Annotated in this window: 12 protein-coding genes and 1 pseudogene; 6 read left to right on the plus strand and 7 right to left on the minus strand. The window is 40.7% G+C overall.

Going from position 1 to position 16,017, the window contains the following annotated elements:
* The 3 genes from VL20_RS18925 to bchL all read right to left on the minus strand — a co-directional run bounded on the left by VL20_RS18925 (window position 1) and on the right by bchL (window position 4,108).
* Window positions 1-1,290: an AAA family ATPase gene (locus VL20_RS18925; protein ID WP_052277436.1), complete on the minus strand. Its 1,290-nt coding sequence runs from the start codon at window positions 1,288-1,290 to the stop codon at window positions 1-3.
* 170 nt (window positions 1,291-1,460) lie between these two features.
* A complete protein-coding gene (locus VL20_RS18930) occupies window positions 1,461-2,861 on the minus strand; it encodes a ferredoxin:protochlorophyllide reductase (ATP-dependent) subunit N (RefSeq protein ID WP_052277437.1) in 1,401 nt (466 codons plus the stop codon).
* Window positions 2,862-3,238: 377 nt separating this feature from the next.
* The gene (bchL, locus tag VL20_RS18935; protein WP_002773281.1) at window positions 3,239-4,108 is read right to left on the minus strand and encodes a ferredoxin:protochlorophyllide reductase (ATP-dependent) iron-sulfur ATP-binding protein; all 870 of its coding nucleotides are present in this window, start codon (window positions 4,106-4,108) and stop codon (window positions 3,239-3,241) included.
* Window positions 4,109-4,567: 459 nt separating this feature from the next.
* Between bchL and VL20_RS18940 the strand changes: the two are divergent.
* From VL20_RS18940 to VL20_RS18950, 3 genes and pseudogenes are all read left to right on the plus strand, one after another.
* Window positions 4,568-5,098, plus strand: a pseudogene (locus tag VL20_RS18940) (hypothetical protein); the annotation flags it as partial.
* A gap of 192 nt (window positions 5,099-5,290) precedes the next feature.
* Entirely contained in the window at window positions 5,291-6,577 is a 1,287-nt protein-coding gene (locus tag VL20_RS18945) for an RNA-guided endonuclease InsQ/TnpB family protein (protein ID WP_052277439.1), read from the plus strand.
* Between the two features lie 113 nt (window positions 6,578-6,690).
* Window positions 6,691-6,876 (plus strand): hypothetical protein, encoded by a 186-nt coding sequence (locus VL20_RS18950; protein ID WP_052277440.1) that lies wholly within the window; start codon window positions 6,691-6,693, stop codon window positions 6,874-6,876.
* Window positions 6,877-7,051: 175 nt separating this feature from the next.
* On the opposite strand, the gene VL20_RS18955 is transcribed toward VL20_RS18950, so the two are convergent.
* From VL20_RS18955 to VL20_RS18965, 3 genes are all read right to left on the minus strand, one after another.
* Window positions 7,052-8,260 (minus strand): 4-hydroxy-3-methylbut-2-enyl diphosphate reductase, encoded by a 1,209-nt coding sequence (locus VL20_RS18955; protein WP_052277441.1) that lies wholly within the window; start codon window positions 8,258-8,260, stop codon window positions 7,052-7,054.
* Between the two features lie 94 nt (window positions 8,261-8,354).
* The gene (locus VL20_RS18960) at window positions 8,355-8,828 is read right to left on the minus strand and encodes a CRR6 family NdhI maturation factor (RefSeq protein WP_052277442.1); all 474 of its coding nucleotides are present in this window, start codon (window positions 8,826-8,828) and stop codon (window positions 8,355-8,357) included.
* Window positions 8,829-9,059: 231 nt separating this feature from the next.
* Window positions 9,060-10,883: an ABC transporter ATP-binding protein gene (locus VL20_RS18965; RefSeq protein WP_052277443.1), complete on the minus strand. Its 1,824-nt coding sequence runs from the start codon at window positions 10,881-10,883 to the stop codon at window positions 9,060-9,062.
* A gap of 114 nt (window positions 10,884-10,997) precedes the next feature.
* Between VL20_RS18965 and VL20_RS18970 the strand changes: the two genes are divergently transcribed.
* Window positions 10,998-11,189 (plus strand): hypothetical protein, encoded by a 192-nt coding sequence (locus tag VL20_RS18970; RefSeq protein ID WP_052277444.1) that lies wholly within the window; start codon window positions 10,998-11,000, stop codon window positions 11,187-11,189.
* A gap of 551 nt (window positions 11,190-11,740) precedes the next feature.
* Here VL20_RS18970 and VL20_RS18975 read toward each other — a convergent pair.
* Entirely contained in the window at window positions 11,741-13,036 is a 1,296-nt protein-coding gene (locus VL20_RS18975; protein WP_052277445.1) for a pentapeptide repeat-containing protein, read from the minus strand.
* Window positions 13,037-13,252: 216 nt separating this feature from the next.
* On the opposite strand from VL20_RS18975, the gene VL20_RS18980 reads away from it, so the two are divergent.
* Window positions 13,253-14,050, plus strand: a complete 798-nt coding sequence (locus tag VL20_RS18980) for a lasso peptide biosynthesis B2 protein (RefSeq protein ID WP_128575259.1) — start codon at window positions 13,253-13,255, stop codon at window positions 14,048-14,050.
* Window positions 14,051-14,060: 10 nt separating this feature from the next.
* The gene (locus VL20_RS18985; RefSeq protein WP_052277447.1) at window positions 14,061-15,863 is read left to right on the plus strand and encodes an asparagine synthase-related protein; all 1,803 of its coding nucleotides are present in this window, start codon (window positions 14,061-14,063) and stop codon (window positions 15,861-15,863) included.
* The last annotated feature ends 154 nt before the right edge of the window (window positions 15,864-16,017 follow it).

Here is a 16,017-nt window from a genome sequence, read left to right on the forward strand (position 1 = left end):
CTAATTACCAATAATTGTACTTAAATCACCAATAAAAGGTATTGCGCCATAACGACCTTGAATATAATCTTTTTCAAAGGTATTATTATTAATATCAGCAAATTCCACCAAAGAATATAAATCTGTTGCTCCTTGATGATTTTTTTCGGTAAACCAAATTTGATCCCTCCTTAAAAATTTATGACTAAGTAAATTAATATCGTGAGTAGTAAAAATAAGTTGAGCATTTTTGGGATTAGTTTTCTGAGAATTAAATAATTCGATTATACTTCTAGTCATTGAAGGATGAAGTCTGGCATCCAATTCATCAATTACTAAAACTTCCCCTCTTTGCAAAGTGTCTAAAATCGGTGCTGACAGAGCCAAAATCTTTTTAGTTCCATCAGATTCATGTTTGTCCATATCAAAAATTTCTAACTCAATCATTTTACCTGTTGAGTCATACTTTGGATGATAGGTTTTTATGGTAGCGGACTTTATTTCACCGCTAGAGTGACTGATGATATTTCTGACAACATCCGGTAAATCTTGCGGGAGACTATCTAAGGAAATTTTTCTGGTTTCTGTTTCTAGGTTGAGATTGTCAATACTTAAATCTAATTGTTTAATTAACTTAGTCACATCATCAATCAAATCTTGTCTATTAGAAAGATGCTCAAGCGTAATCTCTTTTAAGAATTCCACATCTAACCCAAACACAACACCTAAGTGACTAAACCAAGAGACAATTTCCACCGCTAGAGAATTATTAAATTGAGCCGCTAGTGATAAAAACAGAGTATTTTTTTTTGTCAATCCTCTTAGTATATTACCTTGTTCAATATTTTTGCTATATTCTATTTTATCGTCTTGCCGATTAAAGATTTTAGTTTCACGACTTCTTGGCGTACAAAATAACCATTCGGAAACTACTCGCTTTTGAGTTACTTCAAATCCATATCTATAAGTTTTATTTTTTAGCTGAAAAACTATTTCAAAAAAGGATGGTTTATCAACAGTTTCGGTACTTAATCTAAACGGTTCCACATCTATTTTGTCAGTGATTTGTAATTTTGCAGAATTCATGACAAACCATCGCATAAAATTGAATGCCAGAATTAAATTACTCTTACCACTGGCATTTGCTCCATAAATAGCGGCACTTTTAAGTAAACTAAATTGTTGATTAACCTTAAAAACATTATTTTTATCAAGCTCATCATTACCACAGGCATCCTCCGCAGCTACCATGCTGAGAGTGACTACATCTTTAAAAGAGCGATAATTGCCGACACTAAATCCGATGAGCATTGCATATTAACCCTAACAGTCTCTAAGGAATAAAGGAGACGATACTTTTATTTTATGCACTTGTTGAGCATTTGAACAAGAATTGTCCTCAGAATCAGCAAACAATCACTGGAAAAAAGGCAAGGAAAATCAATTCCTTACCTGATGACTGTACACTTTTGACAACAAAATTACACTTTTGCTGACTCTTTAACTAACTTGTCCCAACCCAATTCCTTGAGGTTATTGTTGCGACGCAGGGGACGAGTAGCTAATTCTAAAATATCTCGCGCATTGGTAAAACCATGAATTTGAGCAAAAGTAAATTCTACCGACCATTTAGTGTTAATTCCCCGCGCTTCTAAGGGATTTGCATGGGCCATTCCTGTAATCACTAAATCGGGTTTTAACTCGTAAATGCGCTGAATCTGATTGTAGTTATCAGGTTTTTCGATAATTTTCGGGATGGGAACACCCATATCATTACAGGTTTTTTCTAGTAATGCTAATTCGGCCGCTTGGTAGCGTTTATCCATGTAGGGAATACCGATTTCATCGCAAGTCATCCCGCAACGAATTAGGAAACGCGCCAGAGAAATTTCTAGTAAATTATCCCCCATAAAGAAGACCGATTTACCGCGCACAAGTTGCAGATAATCCTCTAAACTTTCCCAAATTTTTGCCTCTCTTTCTTCTAATCCCTGCGGTTGTACTCCCAAAACCGAACAGATTTTTTCTATCCAAGCGCGGGTTCCATCCGGACCGATGGGAAAGGGTGCGCCAATTAATTTACACTTACGACGACGCATTAAAGTGGTGGCAGTTCGTGATAGAAAAGGATTGACACCAGCGACATAATAACCTTCTTCAATTACTGGTAATTCAGTAAAGCGTTTGGCCGGCAACCAACCATCTATTTTAACTCCTTGTTTTTTCAATTCTAGGGTTAAATTAGTCACAATTGGGTCGGGAACGGAACCAAATAAAACTAAAGGATGATGGTCTTTATATTCCGATTCTTCCTGTTTAATATCTTCTTTTTTACGTCCAAAAGTTAAGAGTTTCTGGATGGCATTCCGTTCTTCTTTTTCATCTTCGTGCTTAACTTTTTCGGGACATTTATGCACCATGGAAGCGAGGACGGTATCTTCTCCTTGGGTAAAGGCATAATCTAAACCATTAGCGCGTGCTGTCACGATAGGAATACCGATTTCTGACTCTAGTTTCGGTGCTAATCCTTCTAAGTCCATTTTGATGATTTCGGTGGTACAAGTACCAATAAAAACGATAACGCTAGGGTTTCTATCTCGTTTAATTTGTAAGCAGAGGCGTTTTAGTTCTTCGTAGTCTTTTAGTTGAGCGGAAATATCCCCTTCTTCTAATTCAGCCATAGCATAACGCGGTTCGGCGAAAATCATCACCCCCATAGCATTTTGCAGGAAGTAACCACAGGTTTTTGTGCCGATAACAAGGAAGAAACTATCTTCGATTTTTTGGTATAACCAAGCAACACAGCTAATCGGACAAAAGGTGTGATAGTTGCCAGTTTCACAATCAAATTGTAAAGCGCTCGGTTCTTGAGTGGCGGTCATGTTTTTTGGTTCTCCTTTAACTTGGTTTATTTAGGTTTTCTCGTTTTATCTGTTCTCTAATCTTTTGTAGTTTACTATCTTCTGATGGATTAAAAATTTCTAGTTTCTTCTTCTGACGGATCAAAATTCAATCCTCAGACTTCTACCAGTTTGTCCCCATCGGAATTAAGCTGACAAAAGAAATACATACATACTGATAACTTAAGTTCTAAAGCTGCATCGAGTTGGGTGGTGGGCCCGTGGGTAGGGTGGGTTAGGCGACGATAAGTTAGGCTATTAACTAATAAGTTAATTATTCGCCGTAACCCACCCAGAAAAAGAGTTTATTGGTGGGTTTTGGTGGGTTACGCTGTCCCTAACCCACCCGACAAAATAATCTAAACCATCATTAGATCTAATTCCGCCTCGGCGTTAACTTTGGGTTTATCGGCATTAAGATAGAAATCTGATAATAAAGTGAATAACTCCCGGTCGGCAGATTCTTTGGGAATAACCCCTTCTGGTTTGGCTAAAATCTGATCGGCAATATTGAGATAATAGTCACAAACGTAACTTAACATCGGGTCTTTGTCGGCCATTTCAAAGAGAGTTTGACCTTTAACTCTGGAGACGCGAATATCTTCAATTAAGGGTAAAACTTCTAACACTGGCATGGGAACATGATCTACATATTTATTAATTAAATCGCGTTTTGAGGTGCGATTACCAATTAATCCGGCTAGTCGCAGGGGATGGGTGCGCGCTTTTTCGCGGACGGAAGCGGCGATGCGATTGGCGGCAAAAAGAGCATCAAAGCCGTTATCTGTGACAATTATGCAGTAATCGGCGTAATTTAAGGGTGCGGCAAATCCTCCACAAACCACATCCCCCAAAACATCGAACAAAATCACGTCAAATTCATCAAAAGCGTTCAATTCTTTTAATAATTTCACCGTTTCCCCGACGACGTAACCGCCACAACCGGCACCGGCCGGAGGCCCCCCCGCTTCCACGCATTTGACACCACCGTAACCGTCATAGATAACGTCTTCGGGCCAGATGTCTTCGTAGTGAAAATCTTTTTCTTGCAGGGTATCGATGATTGTGGGAATCAGAAAGCCTGTCAGGGTGAAGGTGCTATCATGCTTGGGGTCACAGCCTATTTGTAGGACTTTTTTGCCTCTTTTGGCTAAAGCGGCCGAAATATTACAGCTTGTTGTCGATTTACCGATGCCACCTTTTCCGTAGACTGCGAGTGTTAAAGGCATGGAAGTTCTCCTAAATGTGCGCTTGAATGGTGAGTTTGTTTATCAGTGCTTTGATCCCAATTATTGACCATCTCCCCACCCCTTGGAAAGAGGCTCAATTTTTATCTGCTATAGCTAGAGTGAGATTGAACGCTTAAAAATTAGATAAATAATCTTTTAAAGCTTATAAAGTTTTTTAAAGTCATAAAAACTTATAAAAACAGTTTTATGTATATATTTACTTTAAATAAAAACAATAAACAAAAAACGCCAAAGCTTGACAAAAACTCGATAAACAGGGTTTTACCGTGCCAAACCCAGACAAAAAAGGCCAAGGTAGAGCCAGTCTAGAGACTGATGTCAGATTTTCGTGAATAATCATTACAATTTTCCCCGTCAGCAGATTAAATAAATCGATCCTGAGAAGGATGCCGAAAAAATCTGTAGTACAATTAGAACAAAGTACCTCTAGGGTTTCCCATGCGAGTTAAGCAAAAAACGCTGACTACACTCTTATTAGAGAATAAAGCTCCTAAATATCGTCCTTTTCTGGCGTTTTTTCTGGCTGGGTTTCCTTTGCTGTTTTTAGCATATTTGGTTTCTTTCCAGCGCGCTTATCTCAACTGCATGAGGTTAGGCACAAAAAGAATAGATTGTCAATATGTCCAAGAGTATAATTTTCCTGTTTCTAGTCGGGAAAATTTTTCTTTAACTCACATTAAAGCTACGGCTGTCTATCAGGAAGTTTTTATCAGTGTTGAGCAGGAAAAAACTGTTAATAACACGGTTTTATTGGTCGGAAGAAATAACCATCTCTACATCGAGAATTTTCGGGATGTGCAGTCAGCTAGTGATTTTAAAACCCGATTTGAGAGTTTTGTGAATATACATCAAACTCAGAAAATTATTGCCAAAAGTCCCTTAGATACCTTGTCAGCACTGCTAGAACACCACCATAATTATCCCTATTATCTCTGGGGTATGTTATGCTTATTCTCTGGTCTATTGTTACCTAAAATGTCGGATGAATGCCCCCGCTAAATTTTTCGACAAGATACTCACCTTTGCGGTGGATAAAATCAGACCAGAATATCAATGACCCTGAGCGAAGTCGAAAGGTCAGCAACGGAGCATCGATTTAATACTACCATCTATGGGTAAACTGTGTTATAATTAAACTATCCAATGGTCGAGAATTGTTAGATGCTAGTCGTAGAAGCAAAGCTAAAAAACGGAACACCAGAGCAATATCACCGGCTCGATGAAGCTATTAGAACTTCTCAGTTTGTGCGTAACTCTTGTGTTCGTCATTGGATAGAAAATAAAGGAACAACCCGCAATGATCTCCAAAAGCTTTGTGCGGTACTAGCTAACAATAAAGAGACACCTTGGGTTAATAAATTAAACTCTCAAGCTCGTCAATCGGCTGCTGATAGAGCCTGGCAATCAATTAATCGGTTTTACCAGAATTGTCATGCCAAGATACCGGGAAAAAAGGGGTTTCCTCGGTTCAAAAAGCATAGCCGTTCGGTTGAATATAAACTAACAGGATACAAACTATCTGATGATCGACGTAAAATTAGATTTACTGATGGCTTTAAAGCAGGAGAATTTGATTTATGGTGTAGTCAAAAGACGTTAGTTTATTATTCAGAGCAACAGATTAAACGGGTAAGAGTTGTTAGACGTGCTGACGGTTATTATTGCCAGTTTCTGATTGACGTAGAACGGCAAGAATACCATAAACCGACGGGACAAATAACAGGAATTGACTTAGGGTTAAAGGAATTTTATACCAATGCCCAAGGTAATACTGTAGAGAATCCACGTTATTTAAGAAAGTCAGAAAAACGACTGAAAAAAGCACAAAGGAGATTATCAAAACGATTTTGTCAAGGAAACAAACAGTCTAAAAACTATCACAAGCAACGGATAAAAGTAGCTAGGCTTCATCTTAAAGTATCAAGACAACGTAAAGACAAAGCAATTAAAGACGCTTTGGCGTTAGTCCAGTCTAATGATCTGGTAGTTTATGAAGCTTTAAAGGTAAGAAACTTAGTCAAAAACCGTAAGCTTGCCAAGTCTATTTCTGATGCTTCTTGGTATCAATTCACCGAATGGTTGAATTATTTTGCCAAGATTTATCGGATTGTCTGTGTTGCTGTTCCTCCCCATTTTACTAGCCAAGATTGTTCAGTTTGCGGTACGAGAGTTCAGAAATCATTAAGCACTAGAACTCATCAATGCCCTAATTGTCAAACAGTCTTAGATAGGGATCATAATGCAGCAATAAATATTCTTAAAAAAGGGTTACAATATTTGGGAAATCATCTCAACGGTACTGTTGGGCAAACAGAAACCGACCCAAACGCCTTGGGAGAGTCCGGCCTCTGGATTTTCAGTGGAGACATTGAGAATCTAAGTTGTCTCGTTGAACAAGGAATTTCTAACAGCAATGTGGAAAGAATCCCCCGTCACAGCGTAGCTTGACGGTGGGAGTATGTCAATGGAATCTATCAGTAACGGAAAAAGGGAAGAAAAAATCCTGGCAATGATTGCCGAAAAGTTAAACTTAACTCAAGAGGAAGTGTTAATCTAAGTAAATGCGCTCAAATTCTAGCTATTTAAAGTCTCTTTTTCTCGGTTTCCTATTAGTGACCGTGTTAGTTTATATATTGCGCGGCATGGGAATATTATCTTTTTTACCCGGGGGATTAATTTTGTTATTAATTCTGTCCTCCGTGGTGACGGGAATCCTCTACGGAATCGATAAAACCCGCCGTTTTTAGGAAAATATTGGCTCTTCCTTCCAGACAGAAACGAGAAGAGTCGAACGGTTCTAACGTCAATGTCAAGATTGCGGTCGTTAGTTTCTGAGCAATCCCACTGAGAAAAATATCGGCTGCATCTCCTATTTGCGATATGAGATGCAGCCATTGCCAAAAGCTAACACACCTAGGCTAATTAACTGGGGACTAAAGAAGATTTGAGCGCAAAAATTTTCTCGATTACCTCTTCTACCACCTTATCGGGAGTGGAAGCACCAGAAGTCACTCCGACGATAATTTTTCCCTCATTTAACCAGTTATCGGTGATGATTAAATCGCCACCTAAAGGTTTATGTTCGATGCGATTACCGGGGAGAATGCGCTCGGCACTATCGATATGATAGGAGGGAATGGCACGCTCGATCGCTATTTCCTGTAGGTGAGTGGTATTAGAGGAATTATAACCGCCAATTACCACCATTAAAGAAAGCGGTTCTTTCACCAGTTCAAACATGGCATCTTGACGCTCTTGAGTGGCATCACAGATGGTATTAAAACTCATGAAATGATCTTTAAAATCGATCGGTCCGTACTTTCTCAACATAGTATGCTCGAAGAGTTTGCCAATTGCCTCCGTTTCACTTTTCAGCATCGTGGTTTGATTGGCAATACCAATATAATCTAGATCGCGATCGGGATCGAAACCCTGGGAATGAGCATTTTTAAACTTCTCTAAAAACTCGTTTTTATCGCCACCGTGGAGAATATAATTAGCGACATAATTAGCTTGAGCCAAATTTAAAACGATTAGATAAGTGCCAGCAAAAGAGCTAGTGGCGATCGTTTCTTCGTGATTATATTTCCCGTGAATAATCGAAGTGTGGTCGCTTTTTTTGTGTTTTTCCACGGAATTCCACACCTTAGAAACCCAGGGACAAGTTGTATCCACAATCATGCAACCCTTATCGTTAAGTATTTGCATTTCCGAGACACTGGCCCCAAAAGCAGGTAAAATCACCACATCCCCCGATTCCACCACAGTAAAGTCTTTTTGGCCATTTTCGACCGGAATAAAACCCACGGCCATGGAGCGCAGACGCTGATTAACCGAGGGATTGTGAATAATTTCGTTAGTAATCCAGATACGTTCCTGGGGAAAATGTTGACGAGTTTCGTAGGCCATAGCAACAGCGCGTTCTACCCCCCAACAAAAACCAAAAGCTTGAGCGAGATAGATCGTCACGTCACCCCGTTGTAAACGATAATTATTTTCGCGAATTTTTTGGATCAGGTCGCTTTGATACTCATTGGTCATCGCATCCATTACTTCCTCTTTGTGACCGAATCCCTTGCGGTTATAGTTATCCGACTGCTGTAGGGTGCGTTTAAAGGATTTTGTATCCATGATTCTCTGATAGGGGTATTGGTGGCGCTAAATTGGGCGAGACAGTAGCTTGCCATATATTAAAAATACCTTATCTAGTCAGCGCAGGAAGCTTTTAGAGACGAGAGAGAAATTCCTCGTCGATATCGTAACCAAACTGTTGAGCGAAAAATTTTAAGCGAGATAAAGCAGGAATTTGCTGACTTTTCAGCCAATCAGACAAAATAAAGAGTTTTTGCATCACAAAAATCTCTAAAGCTTCGGGGTTATATTGAATTCCTTCCCCGCGATGGAATTGATGCGGGACCAACATAGCAGCATAGCGGGCGATTTCTCCCTGTTTTGGGTCAAGAATAAAGATTAGCCAGGGATAAACCGCATCTAAACGCAAAAACCACAGCCTGACTTCCGGTATCTCCGATAATTCCCGCATATCACCCTCAGCACGAGGATAATCTATCTCTAATTGTAGAGCTTGTTCCAGTTTGGCGATCGCTGATCGGGACTGATAATCTTGAATAATATTCTCTAAGGATGAGAGATCGAGATTTTGAATCTGATTGGGGTTAAGAGCGATTTTGACAGTCATAGGGGCAAATAAAAGGTTATATCGGGCAAAATTACGGTTTTTTATCCCTAGATCACAATGATCTATCTCAGAAAGTACCCTCGATCGGGACAAAAAAACTAAGTATGACTATTCTCTCACTCCAGAGCGAGAGAGGGAAACCAGACAAAAATCCTCATCATTGGATTTCTCCCACAATTTAACCTCCCCTGCACACCGGGGTTTTTTAGTCGGCAAAATCGGCAACTCAGGTTATTGATAACTATTAGCTTGACGAGTAAACATAAGGTGATATTGTCCTCGTTTGCTCATCAGTTCTGTGTGGGTTCCTACTTCGCTAATTTTACCCTTTTCGAGAACAACAATGCGATCTGCCAGTTTACAAAGAGCTAATCGATGACTAATTACTATGGTCATTTTATCGGTGGCTAGAGTGCGAAACATTTGATAGATTTCGTATTCTGCATTAGCATCAAGGGAGGCAGTCGGTTCGTCAAAAATGAGTAATTCTGCCGTTGGTAATCGTAATAAAGCCCTAGCGATCGCTATTCTTTGCCATTGTCCCCCCGATAATTCTATTCCTCCTTCTAATTCTCTACCTAGGGGTGTTTCTAATCCTTGAAAATTTTCCTCAATAAGGTCGATCATCTTCACTCTTTTTAGGGCTGCTTGTATCGCTGGATAGTTTCTTAATAAGGGTGAGTAACCAAAGCCAATATTCTCGCGAATTGTAGCGGGAAATCGGGCATAATCTTGCATAACTACGGCGATTTTGGCGCGTAATTCCTTTAAATCAAATGCCCGTAAATCTTTTCCATTCCAGAGAATTTGCCCGGCTGAGGGATCGTAAAATCGACAGAGAAGATTGATTAAAGTGGTCTTTCCCGCCCCATTTTCCCCGACTAAAGCGATAATTTCCCTAGGTTGAATCGTCAGGTTAAGATCATCGAGGATTAATTCTTCACTGTCGGGATAGGAGAAGGATAAATTTTGCATCTCGATCCCCGTTAAGTTTTCTTGTTCTTGCCAAGGAGGAGTTAATTGCTGCAGATTGGATTTTAAATCTAATAACTGAAAAATGGGAGTTGTCCCTAAAACCACGTCGTAAAAGTCCGAACCATTATTAATCAGCAAAAATAAACTCTGACGTACTTGCAAAATTAAACCGGCGTAGAGTGCTAGGTCTCCTAATGTATATTTTTTTTGCAAAGTTCCCAAAACAATATAAAGATATGGTAGGGCAGTACCAACACCGCTCAAAATTGACCAGAAGACAATCACACTGGTTCCTCTTTGACGGACTTTTGCCATGGATTTGAGTAATTTACTTAAAAGTTCTTGCCAGCGAGATAATAAAAGTGTTTGTAAAGAAAATAGTCGAATTTCTTTGGCGTATAATTCACCGGTCAAAACGTTTTTATATAAATCCATCTGACGAGCGATACCCGCCTGGGTTTCTTCAGTGCGCCAGCTTTGTTTGCGATATTTTAAATCAAAATAAACGGAAGGAGCGGCAGAAGTAAATAAAATTAGAGGAATCCACCGAGCGATCGAAGTAGATAGTAAAACGGCAGGAACAAAGATAAAAAAACCGTTGAGAGTGGTAATCAGGATAAAGGATAATTCTTCTAAACGATTGATCCCTTTTTCCGTTAACTTAATTAAGTTCAATAAATCGGGATTATCAAAGAGAGTAATATCGGGAAAATTAGCGACTTTATCAATTACTTTACCCCCGACAAATCCTCGCACTCGATCGCGCAAAGAAGCAAAGAGTAAACTGGTGATCGTGGTGAGGGCATCGGTCAACAAGCTAAGGAAAATTAATCCGCTCACACTGGCGACTAAAATGGGGTTGTGCCAGAGAAGATCACCCGGAACTTCGAGATGAGATTTAGTTAAGAGGAGGGAGACTTGATCGATAATTACCTTATTCAGAAATAAAACAATTGCCGGGGTAGTTCCGCTAATTAAAGTCAGTAAAGTCAGGATTCGTAACTCAGATGGTGCGGCTTGGATTACCATACTGATACTACGTCCCAGCGAGCGATAGAGACTGTAGGATAAGGGTTGCATTTAAAACAAACAACGGTTAAGTCTTCTCTGACGAATGATACACATTATTACAGTCCCCGGCACTCGAACTGGGGATAAAGGTACAATAGAACTGTAGAGATCTGGAGGGTTGCTATGTCCACACACAACTTAGATGACAAAAAACTGTCCCTCGATCGAGAAGGGAAAACACCACAAAAACTCACCTATCGTCAACCAAGTATTTACTCCCTCGGTTCTTTAGAACAGATTCAGGCGGATAACTATGGCAATCGGTTCGACGGGCCGGATAGAGTGTTCTTTTACAATGCCAGAGCGAATGGTTAGGGGGCAAATCTTTGCCATTAGACTCCTCTGGGATCGGGAATCCTCTTTTGACATATCGGGGTTTCAGTGTCATTTCTGGAGGTGTCTACAGGTGTCTCTCTTTTGTCAGTTTAGGAAATTTCCACGAGATTATATCATTTTTCAAAATTAATGACAGACTTAGTTGATCATTCCAAAGCGCAATTCCTCTCTCAGAGCGGAATTGCGCTTTCATACTAAATCTGGTTGTTAAAGACTGATTATTTATTCCCCCTTTTGCCTCTTGCCTCTTGCATGAGTGCCTGTCCTGATATGTAGCCTACACTCAACGGATTTGGTATCAGATGTTAGTCACGACTATTGAAAATTGGTATTACGCCGTTTTAGCCAACGAGAAATCAAGGTCTTATCCCACTTTGACAAAAGAGAGGTATAGTCACTTCAAGCAAGTCCGATGCACTCTGGACTAATGAAACCCTTATTCCATCCAGCATTCATATCCTCAATCTTAATTGAAATGACTACATTTCTACCCATAACCCACCCATAAAGTCAGGTAGTGATTGATATACTTACTGTTTTTTGACAAAACACTTATACATTTTTCCATTGGCTAAGGTTGTGTTGCAGAGAGTGGCCTGCTTGAGTTTTTCATCTTGATTTCCAATTCCTTTGGCTCCCGTGAGGTTAGCTCCCGTGAGGTTAGCCCCCGTGAGGTTAGCCCCCGTGAGGTCAGCCCCCATGAGGTTAGCCTTGACAAATTTAACTTTTGTTAGAGTCGCATTTGTAAAGTTTGCTTCACTAAGATTAGCACCACTAAAATCAACCTCACTAAGTCTTGAACGTGTCAAATTAACTCCACTCAGATCGACACTTCGGAAAAATTCAGGCGTGGGTAGTTGTTCTTTTGTAAGTTCAGGTTGTACAAGAATCACACCTTGTTTTTCCCAGAATTCCTTCAAAGAAACGAGATTATTTCCAGTACAGACCTTATCATGGTCAATACTATCCTCCTGATTATCTGTAATACAGACCTTATATGACTTTATATCTTCTTCCCCCTTGTAGAAAGCATCTTCGAACTTGGTTTCCTGGTTAATTATAGAACGATCGAGCTTGACGTTGATTAAATTAGCACCCCTTAAATCAGCACCTCTTAAATCTGCCTCTATTAGCCAAGCTCCTCTTAGATTGGCGTTTACCAAATTTGCTCGAGTGAGCCGGCTACGACTCAAATTAGCACTAGAAAGATTGGTTCTATTTAAGCTGGCGAAAGCGAGATTGGACTTAGACAAATCGGCTCTGGTTAAGTTTGCATCGTGTAACGGAGCGGACTGGAGATCCATCTCGTTTAATCTGATTCCTTGTAAGATCGGGTTTATAGTTCTTGGGCTTCCTGTGTCGCTAGGAGTTCCTAGTAAGCTTGATTCTCTCAGGAAACCGAATAAAACCCCTTGACGGTGAGGATCTCCTTTTAGTAAGCCTAATGTGACATTGGTTTTTGCTTGTACTAGGCTTTGACGCAACTTCATGTCGATATCCTTCTTTTGCAGGAGATCGGGAAGATTTTCTATATAGCTGGCAAGTGCCTTTTGTTGGTCGGCTTCCTTTGCCGCCGTTTGTTCTCTAATGGTTGCTTGTTGATTGAACCAAGAGCTTAAACCCCACAAAACAAGGGGAATAATTACAAGTTGCAACAAATCCCAAAGTTTTTTTTCTCCAAACCCAGTCCATCTCCAGATTTGCCATAGAAACAGTCTCCACCTTTGCGATGGTCTAAAGGGGGTAATCAGTTCTTGACGTTTCCGATGTTGCTCGCGTTCATCTAATGGCATTTGAGGAGTATCTTCCAATTTTTTGTTAACCATCACTTACCCCCTTCCTGTCTCTGACAAGAAACAAAAACACTCAACAACAGATATTACTCTTCTGACAATATTCAGAACCAACAAAATATGATATAATCACGAAAGGATAAAGATAAACCCTGACTGCCTGACCCGTACAATGTCCAGTATAAAATAAAGTCATAACTAATTGGCTCTTGCTTTTACAAAATTAAACAATAGATGGTGCAGTAACTGATGAAAACTAGAGAAACTTATACACCACCACTCCGCCCAAGCGAGCATAACAAAGGAAGTTATTACCTAAACCGAGATGTGTATCTATTTAAGCATGAGAACGTCATCAATATTCTTGACTTTCGCCGGGGACAGTTTTATGGATTAGATGAGATCGGCTCTAGAATGGTCGATCTAATCCTCGAAAAAAGTTATCAGGAAACTATCACCGAGATTAGCCAACTCTACGAGGTTCCAGAAGCAAAAATCTGCGGGGATTTAAGCGAATTGTTAAATTCGTTAATCGAGAAAAAAATCTTAGTTACATCTCCTCCCCCGAACAAATTCACTGAGGGGAATCTTTGGCCAACTATCTTGATCGCAATTTTTAAAAAACTCGGTTTGATCGGGCGAAAATTACTCAATCCTCAACCCGATCCTAATGCCTACACCGTCGAAATCTTATTAACTCTCAGTTGGATTAGCTTGCGAGTTTTGGGATGGAGTCGCAGCATCGCTATTTGGCAAAAATGGCACAAGTCTCACCAGAAAGAGATCGACAAAGAAACTATCGAAAATCTCGATCGCTTGCTGCGAGAAACTGCATCGGGAAAACTATTTTTACCGATAGTTTGTAAAGAACGCGCCCTCGTTGCCTATCATCTGCTGCGTACTTTTTATGGTTGTCCCGCTACCTTGATGGTTGGTATTAATAATTATCCTTTCCAAATTCACGCTTGGGTAGAATGCCAGCAATTAACCCTAACAGATGAACTAGCCCATTGTGAACAGTTTACTCCCGTAATTAGCTATTCTTAGTCAAAAAAAAATGAGCAGATCATTTGAAATTAGTTTATCCCCAGCCAGTACCCCAGAGCTTAATATCTCTAATTTAACCAGTAATCTGATTACCTATGCCAGAGATGAGCTAACTAAAAACCTAGTTATCTTCATCGGTAAAATCTATTACCAAGATGAATTAAAAACCATTTACCCAGAAGCTTTTAGAGAAAAAACTAATCCTGAAGCCTCGATCGCCCTGGCAATTTATCAACAGAAAGGAATTAAAGGACTGCAAGATTTAGAAGGAGAATTTGCCCTCGTTATTTTTGATCGTCAAAAATCCTCTTTGATCGCCCTGCGCGACCCGATCGGCAGTTATCCCTTATACTGGACTTTTGACAAGCATACCATTAGAATTAGCAGCGATTTACAACACCTAGCCAGACAAAAAAAGGCAAAGATTAACCGAGACTTTCTCGCTTCTTTTCTCATGTTTCCCTTCGCTTTCGTGGAACTGCCCAGGGAAGAGACCGCTTTTGAGGGAATCCAGCGTCTATCCCCCGGCAGCTGCGGGGAATTTTACCCGCCTAATTTAGTACAAAAACACTGGACTTGGAACTGGGAAGAAAAAATTGCACCGATTAGTGATCTCACCCTAGCAGCGGCAGCCCAGCAGTTTCGCCAGATTTTCCAGCACTCGATTAGGGAACGCTGCCGGGAGGGAAAAGTGGCATCGCACCTATCGGGGGGAATGGACAGTTCCTCGATCGTCTGTTTGGCCAGGGACTCGATCGGGGAGAGAAAGCTTCTTACCCTGTCTCTGGTCTATCAAATGCCCAGTTTAGTCAAAGAAACCGACTATATTAACCTTATTCTCCAGCAAAAAGCAGCGATCGAGCCGTATTTTCTCGATGGTGATCAGCTTTTAGATTTCGATTGGTTCTCCGATCGCATTCCCCCCCACGATGAACCCTATCCCGGTTTATTTCATCTAGCCATGGAAAAAATCCTAGTCGATCGAGCGGCCGAATTGGGAGTAAACACCATTCTCAGTGGTGGTGGGGCAGAATTAGTCTTGGAAAGCAATCGCTACCATCTTGCGGATCTATTACATCAAGGACAATGGCAAGAAACCCTACAGCTTGCCCGTTGGTGGGCAAAGACCAAAAATGAAAGTCTCTGGTCAATTTTGGCGGAATTAGCGATTTTTCCCCTGTCACCTGCCTTCCTCAAACCAGGTATTGCTACTTTCTGGCGACGAGGTTACGGAACCTGGCCGAAACTGTCAGAATTTGCGATTCCACCCTGGATAAAAGCCGATTTTGCCCAAGAATACCAAGTGTATCCGAAAACACTGGCAACTCTGGGTCAAATCTACCGCTATCCCGTCGAACTATCCTTTAACCGTTTAGGACTGCAAACCGCGATCGGCAATTGGGCAAATTGGTATCTTGCTAATCCTGCTGGGATGAGGATTAGTCAACCCTTCCTCGATCCCCGGGTCATTTGCTACTGTCTGGGACTACCTAGGCAATTCCGAGAAGTACCGGGGATGGTTAAACCGCTACTCCAATCGGCCCTGCAAGGAATTCTCCCGGAAGCAATTCGCACAAGACGTTTTAAAGCGAACTTTAACGCAGTCTATTGGCAAGGATTATCTCGACGCTTAACCCAGTTAGAAACAATGGTAGAGGAATCGGCGATCGAAGACTTGGGCATCTTCGATAAAACCCGATTAATTGAAGTCCTGCGGCAACATTCCCTAGGCATTGGTGATGTCAAAAGTGGCAGTCGCATCAGCAGTTCCCTCGCTGTGATCGCTTGGTTCGATCGGCTGTCACAAACCTGAATGTTTGCCACCAACCCACTGAGGTAAGCTGTTGACTGTCTAAATTACTCGTTAAGACTGCAAGGGAGTTGGGAGCAGGGAGAGGAAGTTCGAGCATTTGTACTAAAATTTCCCCTACGCAGTTTAAATTCAGTACAGCTTAAGGATAATTCTT

The organism is Microcystis panniformis FACHB-1757 (assembly GCF_001264245.1).
GTDB lineage: Bacteria > Cyanobacteriota > Cyanobacteriia > Cyanobacteriales > Microcystaceae > Microcystis > Microcystis panniformis.